This window comes from Uliginosibacterium sp. 31-12 (assembly GCF_030548425.1).
GTDB classification, from domain to species: Bacteria; Pseudomonadota; Gammaproteobacteria; order Burkholderiales; family Rhodocyclaceae; genus Uliginosibacterium; species Uliginosibacterium aquaticum.
In genome coordinates this window covers 525,014-542,802 of record NZ_JAUOOA010000001.1, presented here as the reverse complement: position 1 = coordinate 542,802, position 17,789 = coordinate 525,014, and the positions used below count along the sequence as shown (strand labels likewise).

Sequence of the window (17,789 nt, the reverse complement as noted above, 5' to 3'; positions counted from 1 at the left end):
CTTGAATGCGTTGGGATTGGGGACAGAGCATAGTAAAATCGCGCTCGCACTCTGCCGACCCACGCACAACCGGACCGACTCTACCATAATGCGCCACTCGATCTCCCGTTGCTCCCGCATCTGCATCACTGCACTGCTGGCTCTTTCGACTGCTGCGCTCTCCGCTCCTGCTGCTGCCCAGGCCACCCTCAGCGAAGCCCAGGCCCTTCTCGCTCAAGGCCAGCGCAGCCAGGCCCTCGACAAGATCGACCGTGTGCTGGCCAGCACCCCCAAAGATCGTCAGGCGCGCTTCCTGAAAGGCGTGATTCTCGCCGAGATGAATCGTCTCGATGACGCTGCCGTGGTGTTCGTGAAGCTCACTGAAGAAGCCCCGGAACTCCCCGAACCCTATAACAACCTGGCCGTCATCTACGCCCAGCAGAAGCAGTTTGACAAGGCCAAGGCCGCGCTCGAAATGGCTATCCGCACCCATCCCTCGTATGCCGTAGCGCACGAGAATCTGGGCGATCTCTACGCAAAGATGGCCCGTCAGGCCTATGACCGCGCCCTGCAGATCGATTCAAGCAACAGCAATGCACAGGCCAAGCTGAACCTGCTGCGCGATATCAGCACAGCCGGCGCCCGCCCTGCCACACCGACCAAGCCCGTCACCGTTGCCGTCACCACGCCAGCCCCCACCGCCGCACCTGAAGTTCCTGCCGTCAAACCGGTGCAGGCCGCGAGCAGTACGGCAGCCGTTGCAGCCAGCAGCAAGCCTTCAGCTTCCGCAGCTAGTTCCAGCGCCGTGGCCGAAGCGCCGGCCAAACCTGCTACGGCAGACAACGATCAGCGTGCCGTACGCAGCACAGTTCTGTCCTGGGCGGAGGCCTGGTCGAAGAAAAACACCAAGGAGTATCTGGGCTACTACGCCAGGGATTTTGACGTGCCGGATGGCAAGACCCGTAGCGCCTGGGAAGCAGAACGTATCGATCGGGTCGGCAAGCCAGGTGCCATCAAGGTTACGCTCAGCGAACTAGACATCAAGCTCAATGGCGACCGTGCCATCGTCCGCTTCAAGCAGAACTACCAGTCTGCCAGCTTCAAGTCTGCCAGTGGCAAGACCCTTGAAATGATCCTGCGCAATGGTCGCTGGCAGATTCAACAGGAACGGATCGGACGTTGACCCGCACACTCAAGCACCTGTTCAGCAGCAAGCTGCACCGCATCGCCGCCTGTGCGGCGCTCATCGTCTCCTCGGCCGCCTGGGCACCTACCGGACTCTACGCCGGCGTATCGGATGCCGGTCCGGATGCCACGATCACTCTGATCATTCGTGACATTGAGCAGAACAAGCTCGATGTCGCGCTGGCTCGCACCGAAAACCTGCTCGGGCTTTATCCGAATTTCCGGCTCGCTCACCTGATTCGTGGCGATCTGCTGCTTGCGCGCACCCAGCCACTGGCAACCTTTGGCAATGCCTCAGGCGCGCCCGCTGACAAGCTGCGTGATCTGCGCGAAGAAGCCATTGCGCGCTTGCAGGGCTATCGCAATCGCCCGGCACAGAATCAAGTGCCCCGCTATCTGCTGCAGATGCGCGAAGATCAGAACCATGCGGTCGTGGTCGATACCAAGCAGTCCCGCCTCTATCTTTATCGCAACGAAAAAGGCCGCCCGGTCTTCGTCGCGGATTGGTATATCAGTCAGGGTAAAGCTGGCGCGGAAAAACAACGCGAGGGTGACAACAAAACCCCGGTCGGCCTCTACCAGGTCACCAGCGTAATGCCACCAGAAAAACTCACCGACTTCTATGGCAAGCGTGCCTTCCCGCTCAACTATCCCAATGAATGGGACAAGATGCAGGGGCGCAACGGTCACGGCATCTGGCTGCACGGGGTACCACGCGATACCTTCGCCCGCCCGCCCAAGGCCTCGGAAGGCTGCGTCGTACTGGCCAACCAAGACCTGGACGCTCTCTCCACCTACCTGCAGATCGGTGTCACTCCAGTGATCATCAGCAACGGCATCGAATGGCTGTCGCTGGATGACTGGCAAAACGAGCGCAGCGCACTGAATCAGGCTATCGACGACTGGCGGCGCGACTGGGAGAGCCGCGACGTCTCGCGCTACCTGTCCCACTACTCCACCCGCTTCAAGACCAATGATCAGGATTTTGAAGCTTGGGCACGTCAGAAACGTGAAGTCACTGCTGGAAAAACCTGGGTCAAAGTCGAGCTGCGCAATCTGAGCGTGCTACGCAACCCGGGCAGCCAGGATGAGATGGTCATGGTCAGTTTCGAGCAGGAGTACCGCAGCAGCAATCTCAACAATGTCGCCAAGAAGCGCCAATACTGGCGCAAGGAAAACGGGCGCTGGAAAATCATCTACGAAGGAGTTGCCTGAACATGAGCACAACGATCATCCGACTGATGCGCTGCACCATGCTGTTGCTGAGTTGCCTAGCTCTGCCCGTTGCCGCCCAGACTGCAGCACCCCGCGTTCAGGTCGTCACCAGCGCAGGCGAATTCACCCTCGAGTTGAACGCCGAGCGCGCGCCGAAGAGCGTTGCCAATTTCCTGAAGTACGTTGAAAGCGGCCATTACGCCGGCACCATCTTCCACCGCGTGATCAAGGATTTCATGATCCAGGGGGGGGGCTTTAGCGCCGACATGAGCCAGAAGTCCGTACAGGCCCCGATCCAGAACGAAGCCGCCAACGGCCTCAAGAATGTACGCGGCAGCATTGCCATGGCCCGCACCGGCGACCCGCATTCCGCCACCGCCCAGTTCTTCATCAATACAGTGGATAACAACTTCCTCGACTACCCGGGCCAGGACGGCTGGGGCTACGCCGTATTCGGCAAGGTTGTGACAGGGATGGACGTGATCGACAGGATCCGCAGCGTGCCGACCACCAATGCCGGCATGCATCAGAACGTCCCGGTCAAGCCCGTCACCATCCAGAGCATGAAGCTACTGCCGGCACCTGCCGCCAAATAACTTTCACCATCCGGCCCCTTCCGGGGCCGTTTTTCCCCCGGAGCCCTACATGATCAAGCTGCACACCAGCCACGGCATCATCGCCCTCGAACTCGACGCCGAAAAAGCCCCCGAATCCACCAAAAATTTCATTGCTTACGTGGAAGCCGGCCACTATGACGGCACCATCTTCCACCGCGTTATCAAGGACTTCATGATCCAGGGTGGCGGCATGCTGCCGGACATGAGCCAGAAACCGACTCAAGCACCGATCAAGAACGAAGCCAACAACGGCCTCAAGAACGAGCGCGGCACGATCGCCATGGCCCGCACCTCGGACCCGCACTCAGCTACCGCCCAGTTCTTCATCAATACCGTCGATAACGACTTCCTCAACTTCCGCAACGAATCCGTGCAGGGCTGGGGTTACACCGTATTCGGCAAGGTTGTGGAAGGGATGGATGTCGTCGACCTGATCCGCGCAGTCAAGACCGGTCGCAGCGGCTATCACTCGGATGTGCCGGTGGAAGCAGTTGTCATCACCAAAGCGGAAGTGGTCTGATTCCTCACCACCCGATTTGAGCAACGCCGGCTTCGAGCCGGCGTTCTTTCATCTACCGGACTTCACACCTTGATCCTCTTCATCTCCGACCTGCATCTACAAGCCGCAGAACCGGAAACAGCACAGGCTTTCCTGGAGTTTCTCGCTGGCCCAGCCCGGCAGGCTCGCGAACTATGGATTCTGGGCGATCTGTTTGAACTGTGGACAGCCGACGACGATTTGCGCGAAGCCTTTCCGGCCAGCATCGCCGATGCGCTGAACGAGCTTTGCCGCAGCGGCGTTGCCGTCCGCATCGTGGTAGGCAATCGCGACTTCATGCTCGGCAAGGTTTTCGAAGCGCGCAGCGGCGCCCGTATCGTGCCTGAACCCGCGCTACTCGAATTTGAAGGCAAACGTCTGGTGCTGCTGCACGGCGATGCGCAATGCACGGACGATGTGGCCTACCAGCGTTATCGCCGCCGCATCCGCTCACCCTTCATTCAGGCCTTGCAACGCAATCTGCCCTACTTTGTAAGGCGTGCCATCGTGCGCCGCATTCGCCAACGCAGCGTCATGAACCGGCAAAAGTACGGAGAAAGAAAAATCTCCGACGTGAATGCCGACGCGATCGCCGAGGTCTTCCGCACAACCAGCGCAGATATCATGATTCACGGCCATACACACCAGCCGGCCTGCCACACGCTGGCAGTGGACGGGCGCGAATGCCAGCGCTGGGTGCTCGCTGACTGGCACGGCAAGGCCACCTGGCTGGAAGCCGGACCAGAGGGACTCATTGCACGCGGCGGCTGAATTCGACCAGCAGAAACGACAAGCCCCGGCTGATGACCGGGGCTTGTCGTTTCAGCAGCAAGGCCAGACTCAGTTGCTGGCGCCTGCCATCAGATTCAGATCGAGCTGCTCGGCATCATCGTCAGTCGCCTTGCTGGCCGCACCACGCCCACCCTCAACGCTATCGAGGTAAGCGGAAGTCACATCCCCGGTGACATACACACCATCAAAACAGGAACACTCGAACTGCTCAATGGCCGGATTCAAATCACCGACAGCCTTCTTCAGGTCTTCCAGATCCTGATAGATCATCGCATCGGCCCCGATTTCCTTGCCCACCTGATCGGCATCGCGGAAAGCAGCGATCAGCTCGTTCTTGCTGGGCATATCGATCCCGTACACGTTGGCATGGCGTACCGGTGGTGCAGCGGAGGCCATGAAGACTTTGGTTGCTCCGGCTTCGCGCGCCATGTTGATGATCTCGCGGCTGGTGGTGCCGCGCACGATGGAGTCATCCACCAACAGCACGTTCTTGCCGACAAACTCCTGATGCATGGCATTGAGCTTCTGGCGCACCGACTTCTTACGCACTGCCTGGCCCGGCATGATGAAGGTTCGGCCGATGTAGCGATTCTTCACAAAGCCTTCGCGATACGACACGCCAAGATGGCTTGCCAACTCCATCGCCGCCGAACGACTGGAGTCTGGAATCGGAATCACCACGTCAATCTTGAGATGGCTGTATTCGCGCTTGATCTTCTCCGCCAGATACACGCCCATTTTCACGCGGCTCTCGTAGACCGAAATACCGTCGATGATCGAATCAGGGCGAGCCAGATACACATACTCGAACATGCAGGGTGCGAAACTGCGCATATCGGCGCACTGGCGTGTGGACAGCTTGCCATGGGTATCAATCAGCACCGCTTCTCCCGGCGCGATATCGCGCACAGTCTTGAAGCCCAGCACATCCATCGCGACCGATTCGGAGGCCACCATGTACTCGGTGCCCTCAGGCGTTTCATGCGCGCCGAGAATCAGCGGCCGAATCCCGTGCGGATCACGGAAAGCCAGCAGGCCATAACCTGCAATCATCACTACCGCAGCATAAGCACCCTTAGCACGCTTGTGAGTACCCGCCACAGCGGTAAAGATGGTGTCTTCGTCGAGGCGGAATGCACCGTTCGAGGCCACCTGCAACTCATGCGCGAGCACATTGAGCAGCACCTCCGAATCAGAGTTGGTGTTCATGTGACGCAGATCGCCCAGATACATCTCGCGCTTGAGCTCATCCGAGTTCGTCAGGTTGCCGTTGTGTGCCAGCATCAGACCGAAGGGCGAATTTACGTAGAAAGGCTGGGCTTCTGCCGCATTGAAGGCCGAACCAGCAGTCGGATAGCGACAGTGGCCGATCCCCCAGTTACCTTCCAGATTACGCATATTGCGAGTGCGGAAGACTTCGCTCACCAGGCCGGAACCCTTGTGCATGTGGAAACGACCGGACTCCGTGGTGGCGATACCGGCGGCATCCTGACCGCGATGCTGCAAGACCAGCAGGCCATCGTAAAGCAACTGGTTGACCGGGCCTTTGGCCATTACGCCGATGATTCCGCACATACCTTCTTCACCTGTATTCAATACTTGATTCGATCTGCCAGATCCCGGGGGAGCCAGGGTTTGACAGCCAGTACAGCAACTTCCAGCGGCGGTGCGAAAGTTGATCCGCGCCACCATTGTTCTTTCGGCAGGCTGCTCATGCCCGCTGCCGCCACCAGCAGCAAGGCCAGAACCAGCGCGCGCAGCACACCGAAACCGGCCCCTGCCATACGATCCAGCACACCGAGGCCTGCCACACTCAATAGCTCCCGCAACAGGAATCTCAGCAAGGCCAGCAGCAACAAGACCGTAACGAACACCGCCAAAAAGACCAGCGGCCAGCGAGCCCACTCCGTTTCCACCGCGCCCGCCAGCATCGGAACGCCTAGGGGCGCACAGTACCAGGCGGTGGCCAGCGCGAAGATCCAGCCCAGCAGCGCAAATACTTCGCCAACCAGCCCACGCCATAAGCCCAGCAACGCGCTCAGCGCGAGCAAGACCAGAAAGATGTGATCAAACAGCGTCACGCTCCGACGCTCACTTGCTTGTCACGATTCCGTTAAGACCCGCTTTCTTGAGCTTCTCCACGACTTTATCGGCACTTGCGCGATCAGCATAAGGACCGGCGCGCACGCGGGTCCGATCCGCCTGCTTCTCCAGACTCGCCTTCACTCCGCTGGATGAGGCTCGAGTCGCCACCTCGCGCGCATTGGCTTCCTCGCGATAAACCCCCAGCTGAACGAAGAACTTCCCCGTCACGACAGGCTTGGGCTCAGCGGGTTTAGGCTCAGCTGGCTTGGCCTCGGCAGACCGGGCAGCAGCACTGCTATCACTGCGCCCTTCAAGAATGTCACGCGCACGCTGCGCCTCCACGGGAGGTTTGACAGCAGGCTTGGGCGCACTTTGGGCGGGCGCTTCAGGAACAGGAGGAGGGACTACAGCACTTTGCGCAACGGCCGGGGCGAGCTCCGCAGGCTTGGCGGCAGGCACTGACTGGGCAGGCAAAACCGGTGAAACGGGTGGCGGAGCCGCTCCGGCGATCAAGCGGGAGGCATAGTTACCTCCCTCCTGGCTGGGTATACGGATCGACAGCTCCTGAGAACCGGGGGCGGGCTCGCTGTCCATCACCATCGGCAGCACGATGGCCGCCACCAGAGCCAATGCAATGGCCCCTACCAGACGGCGTCGGGCGCGTTTCTTGAGATCGAGCTGGACGTCGTTTTCAGCCATGAAAACTCACCGGGAAGCAGCCGCACACATCACGTCGGCCACGGTCAGGAAGGAACCAAAGGCCACGATTCTATCACCCTCGGCAGCCTGCTTCCGCGCTGCGGCAAAAGCTTCGGCCGGGCTCGCAAAACAGGCAAGACTGGCCTTGCAGCCAGACGCATCCAGAACCTCAGCCAGTTGCGCGGCACTGGCCGCACGCGGCCCCGGCAGATCGCACAGCAACCAGTGATCGACCCTCGGAAGCATATGCTGCAGGCTCCCCGCAATATCCTTGTCAGCCAGCATCCCGCATACCGCCCAGGTATCCGGGAAGAAGCCCATATTGGATAGATTGTCGGCCAGCACGGCAGCAGCCTGTGGATTGTGCGCCACGTCCAGCACTACAGCGGGCCGGCCTGGCAGCACCTGAAACCGCGCAGGAAGCTCAACCGTCATGAGTCCCTGACGTACCGCCTGCATGGGGACCGGCAAGTTTTCCTGCAGACACTCCAGCGCGGCCAGCACAGTCGATGCATTCAACAGCTGATTGGCGCCACGCAGGGCCGGATAGGCAAGGCTGTTGCGTCGCTGGGCACGCCCCTGAAAATTCCACTGCGTCTTGTCACCCGTGAAGCCATAATCCTTGCCCTGCTGGCGCAGATCGGCTCCGATGGTCCGGGCGTACGCAAGCAGACTCTCCGGCGGCTGCGGATCACCACACACTGCGGGCTTGCCGGCACGGAAGATACCCGCCTTCTCGAAGCCGATCTTTTCACGCGTGTCGCCCAGATAATCCATGTGATCCATAGCTACGCCGGTCACGATGCAGCAGTCCGGCTCAAGGGTGTTGACGGCATCCAACCGACCGCCCAGACCTACCTCCAGAATGATCACATCAAGATTTTTCTGGCAGAACAGCCACCAGACCGCCAGCGTACCGTACTCGAAATAGGTCAGTGGAACCGGCTCTGCACTGGCGCAACGGGCCGCATCTACCGCAGCGAAAGCTGCGCACAGATCAGAATCACTCGCCTCCTGCAGATCAATGCGTACGCGCTCGTTATAACGCAGCAGGTGAGGAGATGTGTAAAGCCCCACTCGGTAGCCTGCCGCATGCAGAATGGCTTCCAGCATGGCGCAGGTCGATCCTTTGCCATTGGTGCCACCCACCGTAATGACTCGAGCCGACGAGCTAGCGCCAAGCGCATCGCGCACCTGAGCAACACGGTCCAAGCCCAAGTCGATCGGCCGGCTATGCTGCGCCTCAATGTGCGCCAGCCAGGCCTCCAGCGTGGCAAATGCTGCAGGCATGAATCAGCCGTTGGCAACCGCCGGCTGGCGGGACAACAAGGTAATAACCTGGGACAACCGATCGCGCAGTTCGCGGCGATCCACCACCATGTCGATGGCGCCCTTTTCGAGCAGGAATTCGGAACGCTGGAAACCTTCAGGAAGCTTCTCACGCACGGTCTGCTCAATCACGCGCGGGCCGGCAAAACCGATCAGCGCATTCGGCTCAGCCATCACCACATCACCCATGAAAGCGAAACTGGCCGACACACCGCCCATGGTCGGGTCGGTCAGCACAGTAATGAAGGGCAGCTTCTTGGCCGACAGCTTGGTGATAGCAGCCGTCGTCTTGGCCATCTGCATCAGGGAAAAGAGGCCTTCCTGCATGCGCGCACCGCCGGTGGCGGTGAAGCAAATGAAGGGCAGTCCCTGCTCAACGGCAGCGTTCACGCCGCGCACAAAACGCTCGCCGACCACCGAGCCCATCGAGCCGCCCTGGAAGTCGAATTCGAATACGGCAACCACGGCCGGTACGGTCTTGATCGCGCCTTGCATGACCACCATCGCGTCGGCTTCACCGGTATCTTCGGCAGCGGCCACCAGACGATCAACGTATTTCTTGCTGTCGCGAAACTTCAGCGGATCGACCGGCACGACTTCCGCGCCAATCTCAAAACGCCCCTCCGGATCGAGCAACAGATCCAGGCGCGCGCGCGCACGGATGCGCTTGTGATGGCCACATTTCGGGCACACATGTTCGCTGGCTTCGAGATCGGAGCGATACAGCACCGCCTCGCAACTATCACACTTGATCCATAGACCTTCCGGGATCGACTTGCGCACCGGTTGGTCGCGCTTGATCTTCGGGGGCAGGAGTTTGGTCAGCCAGCTCATATCAATACCTCTTCAATCTTAAATTACTCAGGCCGCATGGCAGAACGGATGCCAGCCAAAAAGGCCTGGACACGGGCGTTCAGCCCTTCTTCGCCCTGCTCCACTTCCTGCACGATGCGCGAGCCGATCACCACAGCGTCCGCGACGGCAGCTACGGCACGAGCCGACGCGGCATCACGGATACCGAAGCCCACACCGATCGGTAGGGAGATATGCGCGCGCAACTCGGTTAGCTTGGCTGCCACATTGGCCACATCCAGGTTTGCTGCGCCCGTCACCCCCTTCAGGGAAACGTAATAAACATAGCCTTCAGCAAGCTTCGCCACAGCCTGCATGCGACTGACAGGGGTGGTCGGGGCCAGCAGGAAAATCGGGGCAACGCCGAAACGCTTGAGCACGGCCACACGCTCAACAGCCTCCTCAGGCGGCAGATCAACGGTCAGCACACCATCCACGCCTGCCACGGATGCCAGCTCACCGAAAACCTCATAGCCCATGGCCTCGAGCGGATTGGCATAGCCCATCAGCACCACCGGCGTATCGGTATTGGTCTTGCGGAACTCCGCCACCATCGCGATGACCTGACGCAGGCTGGTACCGAACTTCAGCGCACGCTCGGCAGCGCGCTGGATCACCGGGCCATCCGCCATTGGATCGGAAAACGGTACGCCCAACTCGATGATATCGGCGCCCCCCTCAACCAATGCGTGCATCAGCCCCAGCGTTGCCGCCGGATTCGGATCGCCTGCAGTGACGTAGGGAATCAATGCCTTGCGGCCTTCGGCCTGCAGGCGGGAAAAAGTGTTCTGAATACGGGACATGATGTATCTGAAGCCGGGTTACAGGACGATGCCGTCGAGACGGGCAATGGTCGGAATATCCTTGTCGCCACGACCGGACAGATTCACCACGATCACCTGATCAGAGCTCATATCCTTGGCCATCTTGGCGGCATGGGCCAGTGCGTGGCTTGATTCCAGCGCAGGAATGATGCCCTCGAAACGACACAGATCGTGGAAGGCTGCCAACGCCTCATCGTCATTCGCGGCCACATACTCGGCACGATTGATGTCTTTGAGGTGGCAGTGTTCGGGGCCAACGCCAGGATAATCCAGACCTGCCGAGATCGAATGGGTATCCACGATCTGGCCGTTCTCGTCCTGCATCAGATTGACGCGCTGGCCATGCAGCACGCCAGGACGGGCATTGGTCGTCAGCGGGGCGGCATGCTTGCCGGTTTCGATACCATGGCCACCAGCTTCGACTCCGATCAGGCGCACCCCCGGCACTTCGATGTAGGGGTAGAAAATACCAATCGCATTGGACCCGCCCCCCACACAGGCCACCACAGCATCGGGCTGACGCCCCAGCTGCTCGGCGCACTGCACTTTGCACTCTTCGCCAATCACCGACTGGAAGTCACGCACCAGTTGCGGATACGGATGCGGGCCGGCACAGGTGCCGATGATGTAATAGGTGGAATCGACGTTGGTGACCCAGTCACGCATGGCTTCGTTCATGGCGTCCTTGAGAGTCTTGGAGCCGCTTTCCACCGGCACCACGGTCGCCCCCAGAAGCTTCATGCGGAACACGTTCGGCGCCTGGCGGGCCACGTCCTCGGCGCCCATGTAGACGATACACTCGAGGCCATAACGGGCCGCCACAGTCGCCGAAGCCACACCATGTTGACCAGCGCCAGTTTCAGCAATCACGCGCTTTTTACCCATGCGGCGAGCCAACAAGGCCTGACCGATGGTGTTGTTCACCTTGTGAGCGCCGGTGTGATTCAGATCCTCACGTTTGAGATAGATCTGCGCCCCTCCGAGCAATTCAGACCAACGCTTGGCGTGGTAAAGAGGACTTGGGCGCCCCACGTAATGCTTCAGTTCGTAATGAAACTCGGCCATGAACTCCGGATCCCGGATGGCCTTCTCGTACTCGACGCGCAGCTCATCCAGCGCTGGAATCAGGGTCTCAGCGACATAAATGCCGCCAAACTGGCCAAAGTGGCCAGACAGATCGGGGAAGTTATACGAGGAATTGTTTTCGGCCATCTGCTTCACGCACTCCAGCAACAAAAGCTTCCATCAGGGCGCGGTCCTTGATTCCTTTGGCCGCTTCGACACCACTACTCACATCCACTGCCCACGGCTGCACCGTGCGGACAGCTTGCGCTACATTCCCCGGGCTCAAGCCACCAGCCAGCACCAGTGGCACCGGAAAGGTCTCAGGAAGAAGGCTCCAGTCAAACACTTCGCCACCGCCACCATAACCCTCGACCCAAGCATCAACCAGCAAGCCAGCCGCCCCCGGAAAACGAGCCGCGTAGTTTAACAGATCGAAGCCCGCCCTCACCCGAGCCGCTTTCATCCAGGCACGGCCAAAGGATGCGCAATAGGCAGCATCCTCTTCGCCATGAAACTGCAGCAAAGATAGCGGCACTTCCGCCAGTACCTCGCGCACCCGTTCCGGCGCCTCATTAACGAACAAGCCCACGCTGCTCACGAACGGGGGCAAAACCGCGCAAAGCTCGCGTGCCTGCTCAATATTTACGGCGCGCGGACTGGGCGGATAAAACACGAAACCGATCGCGTCCGCTCCGGCAACAACAGCCGCCTTCACGTCCTCGATGCGAGTCAGTCCACAAATCTTGATGCGGGTTCGCATGATTCAGAGTCCTGTAGACAGGAACAGGGGCGCGATGATACGGCCTCCGTCCGGCAGATTCCAGCGATCCGGGTATTCCACCCCGGCAAGATACAAACCATCCGGTGCAAAAGTCGGTGGCGCTAGGCGGCGGTTGCGCATCGCCAAAAGCTCGCCAAGCCATTCTGGCGAACAGGCGCCCTTGCCGACATACACCAGCGCCCCCACCATGTTACGGATCATGTGATGAAGGAAGGCATTGGCTTCGAAGTCGAATACAAACCACGGCCCGCTCTGTATTACACAGGCCTCGCGCAAATTCCTCACTGGCGAGTTGGCCTGACACTGAGCCGCCCGGAAGGAAGAAAAATCATGCTCCCCGTGCAGGTACTGCACAGCAGCCCGCATTGCAGCAATATCCAGCGGTGAATGAAACCAGCCAACCCGGCCATGCAGGAGCGCACTGCGCACGGGTCGATTAAGCAACACGTATCGATAGCGCCTGCCCAGGGCGGAAAAACGAGCATGAAAGTCCTCCGCAACCTCCTGCGCCCAATTAACCGCCACCCCTTCCGGCAAGTGAGCGTTCACGCCACGCACCCACGCACTTGCAGGGCGGCAAACCATGGTGTCGAAATGTGCAATCTGCACGGCAGCGTGCACACCCGTATCTGTCCGCCCAGCGCACTGTAGCTGTACAGATTGGCCTGCTATTTCACTCACCGCACGGGTCAGGCAATCCTGCACCGTGCGCCCGTGACGCTGAGTCTGCCAGCCCTCAAAAGCGGCGCCACAATACTCCAGGCCGAGCACTATGCGAGCCATAGCCAACCTCCCGCAATCAACAGCATGAGCATCATCAGCGTCAGGTCAGTCCCGGACAAGGATTTCAGCTCCCAACCCAGAGGGGACAAATCCTGCTCCCTTGGGGCAGCCATGAGGATTTCGCGCCAATTTCCCGAATCCACAGCAAGATGATCGAGCACCAGACGCAGGCGCAGGATGAAGCGATCCACACTAACCCCAAGCACTACCAAGGGTTTCATCAAACTATGCAGACCATTCATCCAGGCGGACTTATCAAGTATCACAAGCAGAACAGCCAGTACGCTAGCTGCCGCCAGCAGGCGCAAGGACTGCTCAAGGGCTAGCAACACCCCTTCGCGACTCGGACTGAATCCCCCTGCTTGCGGCCACATGAGACTTCCAGGCGTCTGCCAGGCAAACAGGATGAACAGAGCAAGAAGAATGAAGCGCATACGCCGCCAGGTACGCCAGGTAGACGTCTTAGCCAGCAACAGACTGATTGCGCCAACCAGCAGCGCAAGCAACCAGAAACCTGGCCCGCTAAGGCATTGCAACAGGAGAATCAAAAAAAAACCGGCCGTCATGCAGACGGCCGGATGGATAGATCTAAACATTTGTATTCAGCTGGCAAACCTCATGAATCAGCCTAGGCGCCCGAGCATCGTGCGAGCCTGTTCCTTCTGGAAGTCGGCACCATCCGAGATCACCTCTTCGAGCAGCTCACGCGCACCTTCCATGTCGCCCATTTCCTCGTAAGCCTTAGCAAGCTCGAGCTTGGTGCTGACCTCTTCATTGACGTCGATATTGTCCTGAATAGGCTCATGCACGACGGAAGCAGTCAGCGAGGCAGCAGGAGTCGCGGCATTCTCGGCACGAAGATTCACAGCAGACAGATCCAGCATGGTCGGTTTGGTATTGGTTTCTTCACCCAACTCGAAATCAAAATCAAGCAAACTGCCTTCAAAGTTGGTTTTCTCCAGATCCACCTCAGAAAGCGACTCCCCGCGAGCAGATGTCTCAATACCGAGATCGAAATCCTCATCCGCCGCTACCGCAGCCTGAGCAGGCTTCACAACAGCCTGCGTCACTGGCTCATCATCCAGCCCGATATCAAACTCAAGCGGCATTTCTTCACTCGGCAATGAAGGCTGGGTCGAAGTCGCTTCATCCATCGTCCGGAACTCGTCCTCACGAGGCTCCATCTCGGTCGGCTGATCGACACCTGCGGGAGTTTCAAGATCCAGATTGAAATCCAGATTAAGGGACTCAGGGACCGGCTGAACCGGCGCTGCGGGAGTCGCTTCAGCCAGCACGGGCATGTCACTCTCTCCCGTCGTGAACTGATTAATCTCACCCGGTACAGTCCACGTCGAACGGACCTGCGAAATGTTGTTGGTGCCAAAACTCACTGCCGGCGCTTCCGCCACCGGCGTTTCAGGCGGCAGATTCACTGCAGCCGAAGCAGCGACAACAGCAGGAGCCGCATCACCAGCAGCCATCTTGTAGAGCGGATTAGCTGGATCGAGCTTCAGACCCAGCGCCGCAGCTTTGCTCCAATCGTCACCTACACCTGCCGTCTGAGTGTAGAGATCAGTAGCAATGTTCTCAAACTGCTTCAGGGAGCGGCGTTGCGAATAGATTTCGAGCAACTTCAAATACACCGCAGTACGCGAAGGATCATTCTTCAGTGCATCGAGAAGAATTTCCTCAGCCTGAGCATCACGGCCATAAGCCATGTATACATCGGCCTCAGCTACCGGATCAACGCCTTCATCAGCATCAATCGCGGACATGCCAGACTGGCTGAAGTCGGTATGCAGCAAACTAGTGCCGCCCGTATCCACCGTCTGACCACCGGCGCTGCCAAACACAGAGTTAGGGCTGGTAATCGAGGACTCAGTCAGCTGAGTATTCCCGCTACCCGCAGCTGCCATTTTTCGACGCTGTTTAACAACCACATAACCAACAGCACCGGCAACCCCCGCCAGTCCAAGCAATGCCAACAAGGGATTGCTGAGCAACCCCTCCTCCTCAACCGGTAACGGGGCTGGCTCAAGCTTCGGGGCCGCCACTACAGACTGCTCCACCGCAGGCGCAGATATTTCGGCGACCGGCGCCGGTGACTCAAGCACCGGTGCAGACGCTTCTGCAACAGGCGCCGATGCAGCAACTGCCGAGGCTTCGGCGGCCTTGCGCGCCTCCTCAGCGGCGAGAGCTTCCTGAGTTTTCCTGGCCTCATCAGCCAGACGAGCCTCTTCTGCCTTGCGCGCCTCCTCAGCCTTCCTGGCCTCGTCAGCCCGCTTGGCCTCCTCGGCCTTGGCTGCAGCCTCGGCCTTTTCAGCCTTGGCCTTGTCTGCCTTACTCATCTCAGCTTTGGCCTTGTCCGATTTTTCGGCAGCCTTTGCTGCAGCCTGGGCATCCGCCAAGCTCTTGTTCTTCAGATCGACAAGCTTCTGCAACTCACGCACATTCTTCTCAAGGTCAGCAACGCGCGAGTTAGCCTCCTTGAGCGCCTTTTCACGCGCGACCACATCATCCTGCAACGACTGGATACGTGCCTTGGTGGCCGCATCGCCCGTTGCCGCTGCGGAGGCTTTGCCTTCGGCAGCAGTCACTTTGACCTTGTCCTTACCTTGCTGCGCGGCGACAGCTTTTTCCTCAACCTTGGGAGCAATCTTGCCCGAGGAACCCTGAGCTGCACCGCCCTCCTTGGCAGGAGCGGCTGTTGCGGCAGAAGCCACGGACTGACGATACTGCTCGAAACTCGAGGCCTTAAGGACGATCTGACGGGCCTCACGCTTGGAAATATCCGCGACGCTACCTGCTTCCGGCACCTTAAGAATGCGCCCAGCACGCAGACGGTTGATATTTCCCCCCACAAATGCATCGGTATTGGCTCGATACAGGGCGGCCAGCATCTGTTCCTGACTGACTTCAGCCGGCTTGGTTTCTGCTGCAATCTTGGAGAGCGTGTCACCGCGCTTGATGTTGTACTCACCGGAAGTCATGTCTGCTGCCGGTGCTGGAGACGCGGCCGCTGCAGATTTCGTTTCGCGAGGCGTAGCGGGGCCGGAAGTCGGCGCTACCCCCTTGGCAACCGGTGCGGACACGACTGGCGCAACCGCCGGTGCAGCAACCCGAGCGGCCCCGACATCAGAAGGATCCAGCAAGAAAGTGTAATTACGCTGCAGACGACCGCCCACCCAGTTCAGGTCGAGCAGTAGTTCTACAAAGGGCTCATTGAAAGCACGGTCTGTAGAGATCTTGACAACCGATCTGCTGCCCCGACGTTCAATAGCCATTTTTACGCTGGTGAATTCAGCGAGATATTCAACGTTGGCACGTTTGAAGGCTTCGGCTGATGCCAGCTTCGCAATCATTCCATCGAGCTCTTCGGGGCTGGCCGAGAGCTCGACTTCAGCGCGCAAAGGCTGCCCTAGCGCACTCATGACATTGATACGGCCAAGCCCGGCAGCGCCGGCACTTCCGCAAAAGGCCAACATCATCGCTGCGACGAGGGTGTTACGAAGCATCGGAGTTTTCATATCGAGTACGCGCGGTGCATTCAGGAAGCCACCGTCTCTGAGGGTTAGAGATAAACTTCAAAATAACATCAACGAGTTATCGCCGCAAGCTAACCTATTACCTGAGTATCAGCAATACAACACCGTATTTCAGGGGCATTGCGGCAATTCTGCCTGGCCAAAAAATACGCCACAGGCATCAATCTGAAAGCCAGATGAAAATACGGCGGCCCGCTCTGAAGCGCAACCGCCGCATCCCAAATTCCTTATAGATCAAAACACTGGACTACAAGGACTTATTTCACAAGAACAGTAAAAACCCGCTCAAGCCTCCAGCAGGATGCGCAACATGCGGCGCAACGGCTCGGCCGCGCCCCACAGCAACTGGTCGCCAACAGTGAAGGCAGCAAGGTATTCGCCGCCCATCGCCATCTTGTGGAGGCGACCAACGGGCACATGCAGATGGCCGGTCACGGCGTTCGGGGCCAGCTCACGCTCGCTACGCTCACGCTCGTTCGGGATCACGCGCACCCAGTCATTGGCACGGGCCAGTATCTCGGTGATTTCATCCAGCGGCACATCCTGACGCAGCTTGATGGTCAGCGCCTGGCTATGGCAACGCATCGCACCGATGCGTACACACAGACCATCGATGGGCACCGAGCCTTGCGTGCGGAAAGCCGGCTTGCCGAGAATCTTGTTGCATTCGGCGCCGCCCTTCCACTCTTCCTTGCTCTGGCCGTGCTCATACGGCACATCGATCCACGGAATCAGGCTGCCGGCGAGCGGCACACCGCGGAAGTTCTGCACCGGCATGTCGGCGGAACGCATGGTTTCGGCGACCTTGCGGTCGATCTCAAGAATGGCGGAAGCCGGGTCAGCCAGCAGATCGGCCACCGAGGCGTGGATCTTGCCCATCTGCGCGATCAGCTCGCGCATGTTCTGCGCACCGGCGCCGGATGCAGCCTGATAGGTCATCGAGGTTGCCCACTCGACCATGTCGTTCTGGAACAAACCGCCCAGCGCCATCAGCATCAGGCTCACGGTGCAGTTGCCGCCGACGTAGTTCTTGACGCCCTTGGAGAGACCATCCTGAATCACGTTCTTGTTGACCGGATCGAGGATGATGATTGCGTCGTCCTTCATGCGCAGGCTTGAAGCCGCGTCGATCCAGTAACCATTCCAGCCAGCAGCACGCAGTTGCGGGAAGACTTCGTTGGTGTAGTCGCCGCCCTGGCAGGTGATGATCACATCCATCTTCGCCAGATCGGCGATGGACTTAGCATCCTTCAGAGGCGCGCCGCCGCTCTCGGCCGGGCCAGCGCCGCCCGCGTTCGAGGTGGTGAAGAACACCGGCTCGATCAGGGCGAAATCGTTTTCCTCGCGCATGCGTTGCATGAGCACCGAGCCGACCATACCGCGCCAGCCGACAATACCAACTTTCTTCATCGTGATTACCTTTTGCCTGAACTGCCTCCGCTCGCTTTAGCCTGTCTCCGCCACCGCGGAGACATCAAGCGGCGTGACAGGGCTAAACCG

At 59.3% G+C, this 17,789-nt stretch carries 17 protein-coding genes; 5 read left to right on the top strand and 12 right to left on the bottom strand.

The annotated features are described in order from the left end of the window. The first annotated feature begins 88 nt into the window (after positions 1-88). The 5 genes from Q3Y64_RS02490 to Q3Y64_RS02470 all read left to right on the top strand — a co-directional run bounded on the left by Q3Y64_RS02490 (position 89) and on the right by Q3Y64_RS02470 (position 4,305). Entirely contained in the window at positions 89-1,162 is a 1,074-nt protein-coding gene (locus Q3Y64_RS02490) for a tetratricopeptide repeat protein (RefSeq protein ID WP_303559936.1), read from the top strand. Then, the gene (locus Q3Y64_RS02485) at positions 1,159-2,379 is read left to right on the top strand and encodes a murein L,D-transpeptidase family protein (protein ID WP_303559934.1); all 1,221 of its coding nucleotides are present in this window, start codon (positions 1,159-1,161) and stop codon (positions 2,377-2,379) included. Before Q3Y64_RS02490 ends, Q3Y64_RS02485 begins: the two co-directional genes overlap by 4 nt. A 26-nt stretch (positions 2,380-2,405) precedes the next feature. Beyond that, complete coding sequence (locus Q3Y64_RS02480; RefSeq protein WP_101942801.1) at positions 2,406-2,975, top strand: peptidylprolyl isomerase; 570 nt, start codon at positions 2,406-2,408, stop codon at positions 2,973-2,975. Positions 2,976-3,024: 49 nt separating this feature from the next. Then, complete coding sequence (locus tag Q3Y64_RS02475) at positions 3,025-3,516, top strand: peptidylprolyl isomerase (RefSeq protein WP_101942693.1); 492 nt, start codon at positions 3,025-3,027, stop codon at positions 3,514-3,516. A gap of 69 nt (positions 3,517-3,585) precedes the next feature. Further along, positions 3,586-4,305 carry a UDP-2,3-diacylglucosamine diphosphatase gene (locus Q3Y64_RS02470; protein ID WP_303559931.1) on the top strand — a complete coding sequence of 240 codons (720 nt, stop codon included), beginning with the start codon at positions 3,586-3,588 and terminating at the stop codon, positions 4,303-4,305. A gap of 69 nt (positions 4,306-4,374) precedes the next feature. On the opposite strand, the gene purF is transcribed toward Q3Y64_RS02470, so the two are convergent. From purF to asd, 12 genes are all read right to left on the bottom strand, one after another. Continuing rightward, entirely contained in the window at positions 4,375-5,901 is a 1,527-nt protein-coding gene (purF, locus tag Q3Y64_RS02465; protein ID WP_303559929.1) for an amidophosphoribosyltransferase, read from the bottom strand. 17 nt (positions 5,902-5,918) lie between these two features. Then, entirely contained in the window at positions 5,919-6,407 is a 489-nt protein-coding gene (locus Q3Y64_RS02460) for a CvpA family protein (protein WP_101942690.1), read from the bottom strand. A gap of 10 nt (positions 6,408-6,417) precedes the next feature. After that, positions 6,418-7,110: an SPOR domain-containing protein gene (locus Q3Y64_RS02455; protein ID WP_303559927.1), complete on the bottom strand. Its 693-nt coding sequence runs from the start codon at positions 7,108-7,110 to the stop codon at positions 6,418-6,420. A gap of 6 nt (positions 7,111-7,116) precedes the next feature. Next, positions 7,117-8,400, bottom strand: coding sequence for a bifunctional tetrahydrofolate synthase/dihydrofolate synthase (gene folC / locus Q3Y64_RS02450; protein ID WP_303559925.1), 1,284 nt, complete (start codon positions 8,398-8,400; stop codon positions 7,117-7,119). Positions 8,401-8,403: 3 nt separating this feature from the next. After that, a complete protein-coding gene (gene accD / locus Q3Y64_RS02445) occupies positions 8,404-9,273 on the bottom strand; it encodes an acetyl-CoA carboxylase, carboxyltransferase subunit beta (protein ID WP_101942687.1) in 870 nt (289 codons plus the stop codon). Between the two features lie 23 nt (positions 9,274-9,296). Then, complete coding sequence (gene trpA, locus Q3Y64_RS02440; protein ID WP_101942686.1) at positions 9,297-10,094, bottom strand: tryptophan synthase subunit alpha; 798 nt, start codon at positions 10,092-10,094, stop codon at positions 9,297-9,299. 18 nt (positions 10,095-10,112) lie between these two features. Then, the gene (trpB, locus tag Q3Y64_RS02435) at positions 10,113-11,327 is read right to left on the bottom strand and encodes a tryptophan synthase subunit beta (protein ID WP_101942685.1); all 1,215 of its coding nucleotides are present in this window, start codon (positions 11,325-11,327) and stop codon (positions 10,113-10,115) included. Beyond that, positions 11,302-11,943 (bottom strand): phosphoribosylanthranilate isomerase, encoded by a 642-nt coding sequence (locus tag Q3Y64_RS02430; protein WP_101942684.1) that lies wholly within the window; start codon positions 11,941-11,943, stop codon positions 11,302-11,304. Before Q3Y64_RS02430 ends, trpB begins: the two co-directional genes overlap by 26 nt. After that, a complete protein-coding gene (gene truA / locus Q3Y64_RS02425; protein WP_303559916.1) occupies positions 11,944-12,744 on the bottom strand; it encodes a tRNA pseudouridine(38-40) synthase TruA in 801 nt (266 codons plus the stop codon). Further along, positions 12,732-13,340: a CbiQ family ECF transporter T component gene (locus Q3Y64_RS02420; RefSeq protein WP_303559914.1), complete on the bottom strand. Its 609-nt coding sequence runs from the start codon at positions 13,338-13,340 to the stop codon at positions 12,732-12,734. Before Q3Y64_RS02420 ends, truA begins: the two co-directional genes overlap by 13 nt. A gap of 27 nt (positions 13,341-13,367) precedes the next feature. Beyond that, positions 13,368-15,734 carry a FimV/HubP family polar landmark protein gene (locus tag Q3Y64_RS02415; RefSeq protein WP_303560369.1) on the bottom strand — a complete coding sequence of 789 codons (2,367 nt, stop codon included), beginning with the start codon at positions 15,732-15,734 and terminating at the stop codon, positions 13,368-13,370. A gap of 840 nt (positions 15,735-16,574) precedes the next feature. Next, positions 16,575-17,699, bottom strand: a complete 1,125-nt coding sequence (gene asd / locus Q3Y64_RS02410; RefSeq protein ID WP_303559912.1) for an aspartate-semialdehyde dehydrogenase — start codon at positions 17,697-17,699, stop codon at positions 16,575-16,577. Between the last annotated feature and the right edge of the window lie 90 nt (positions 17,700-17,789).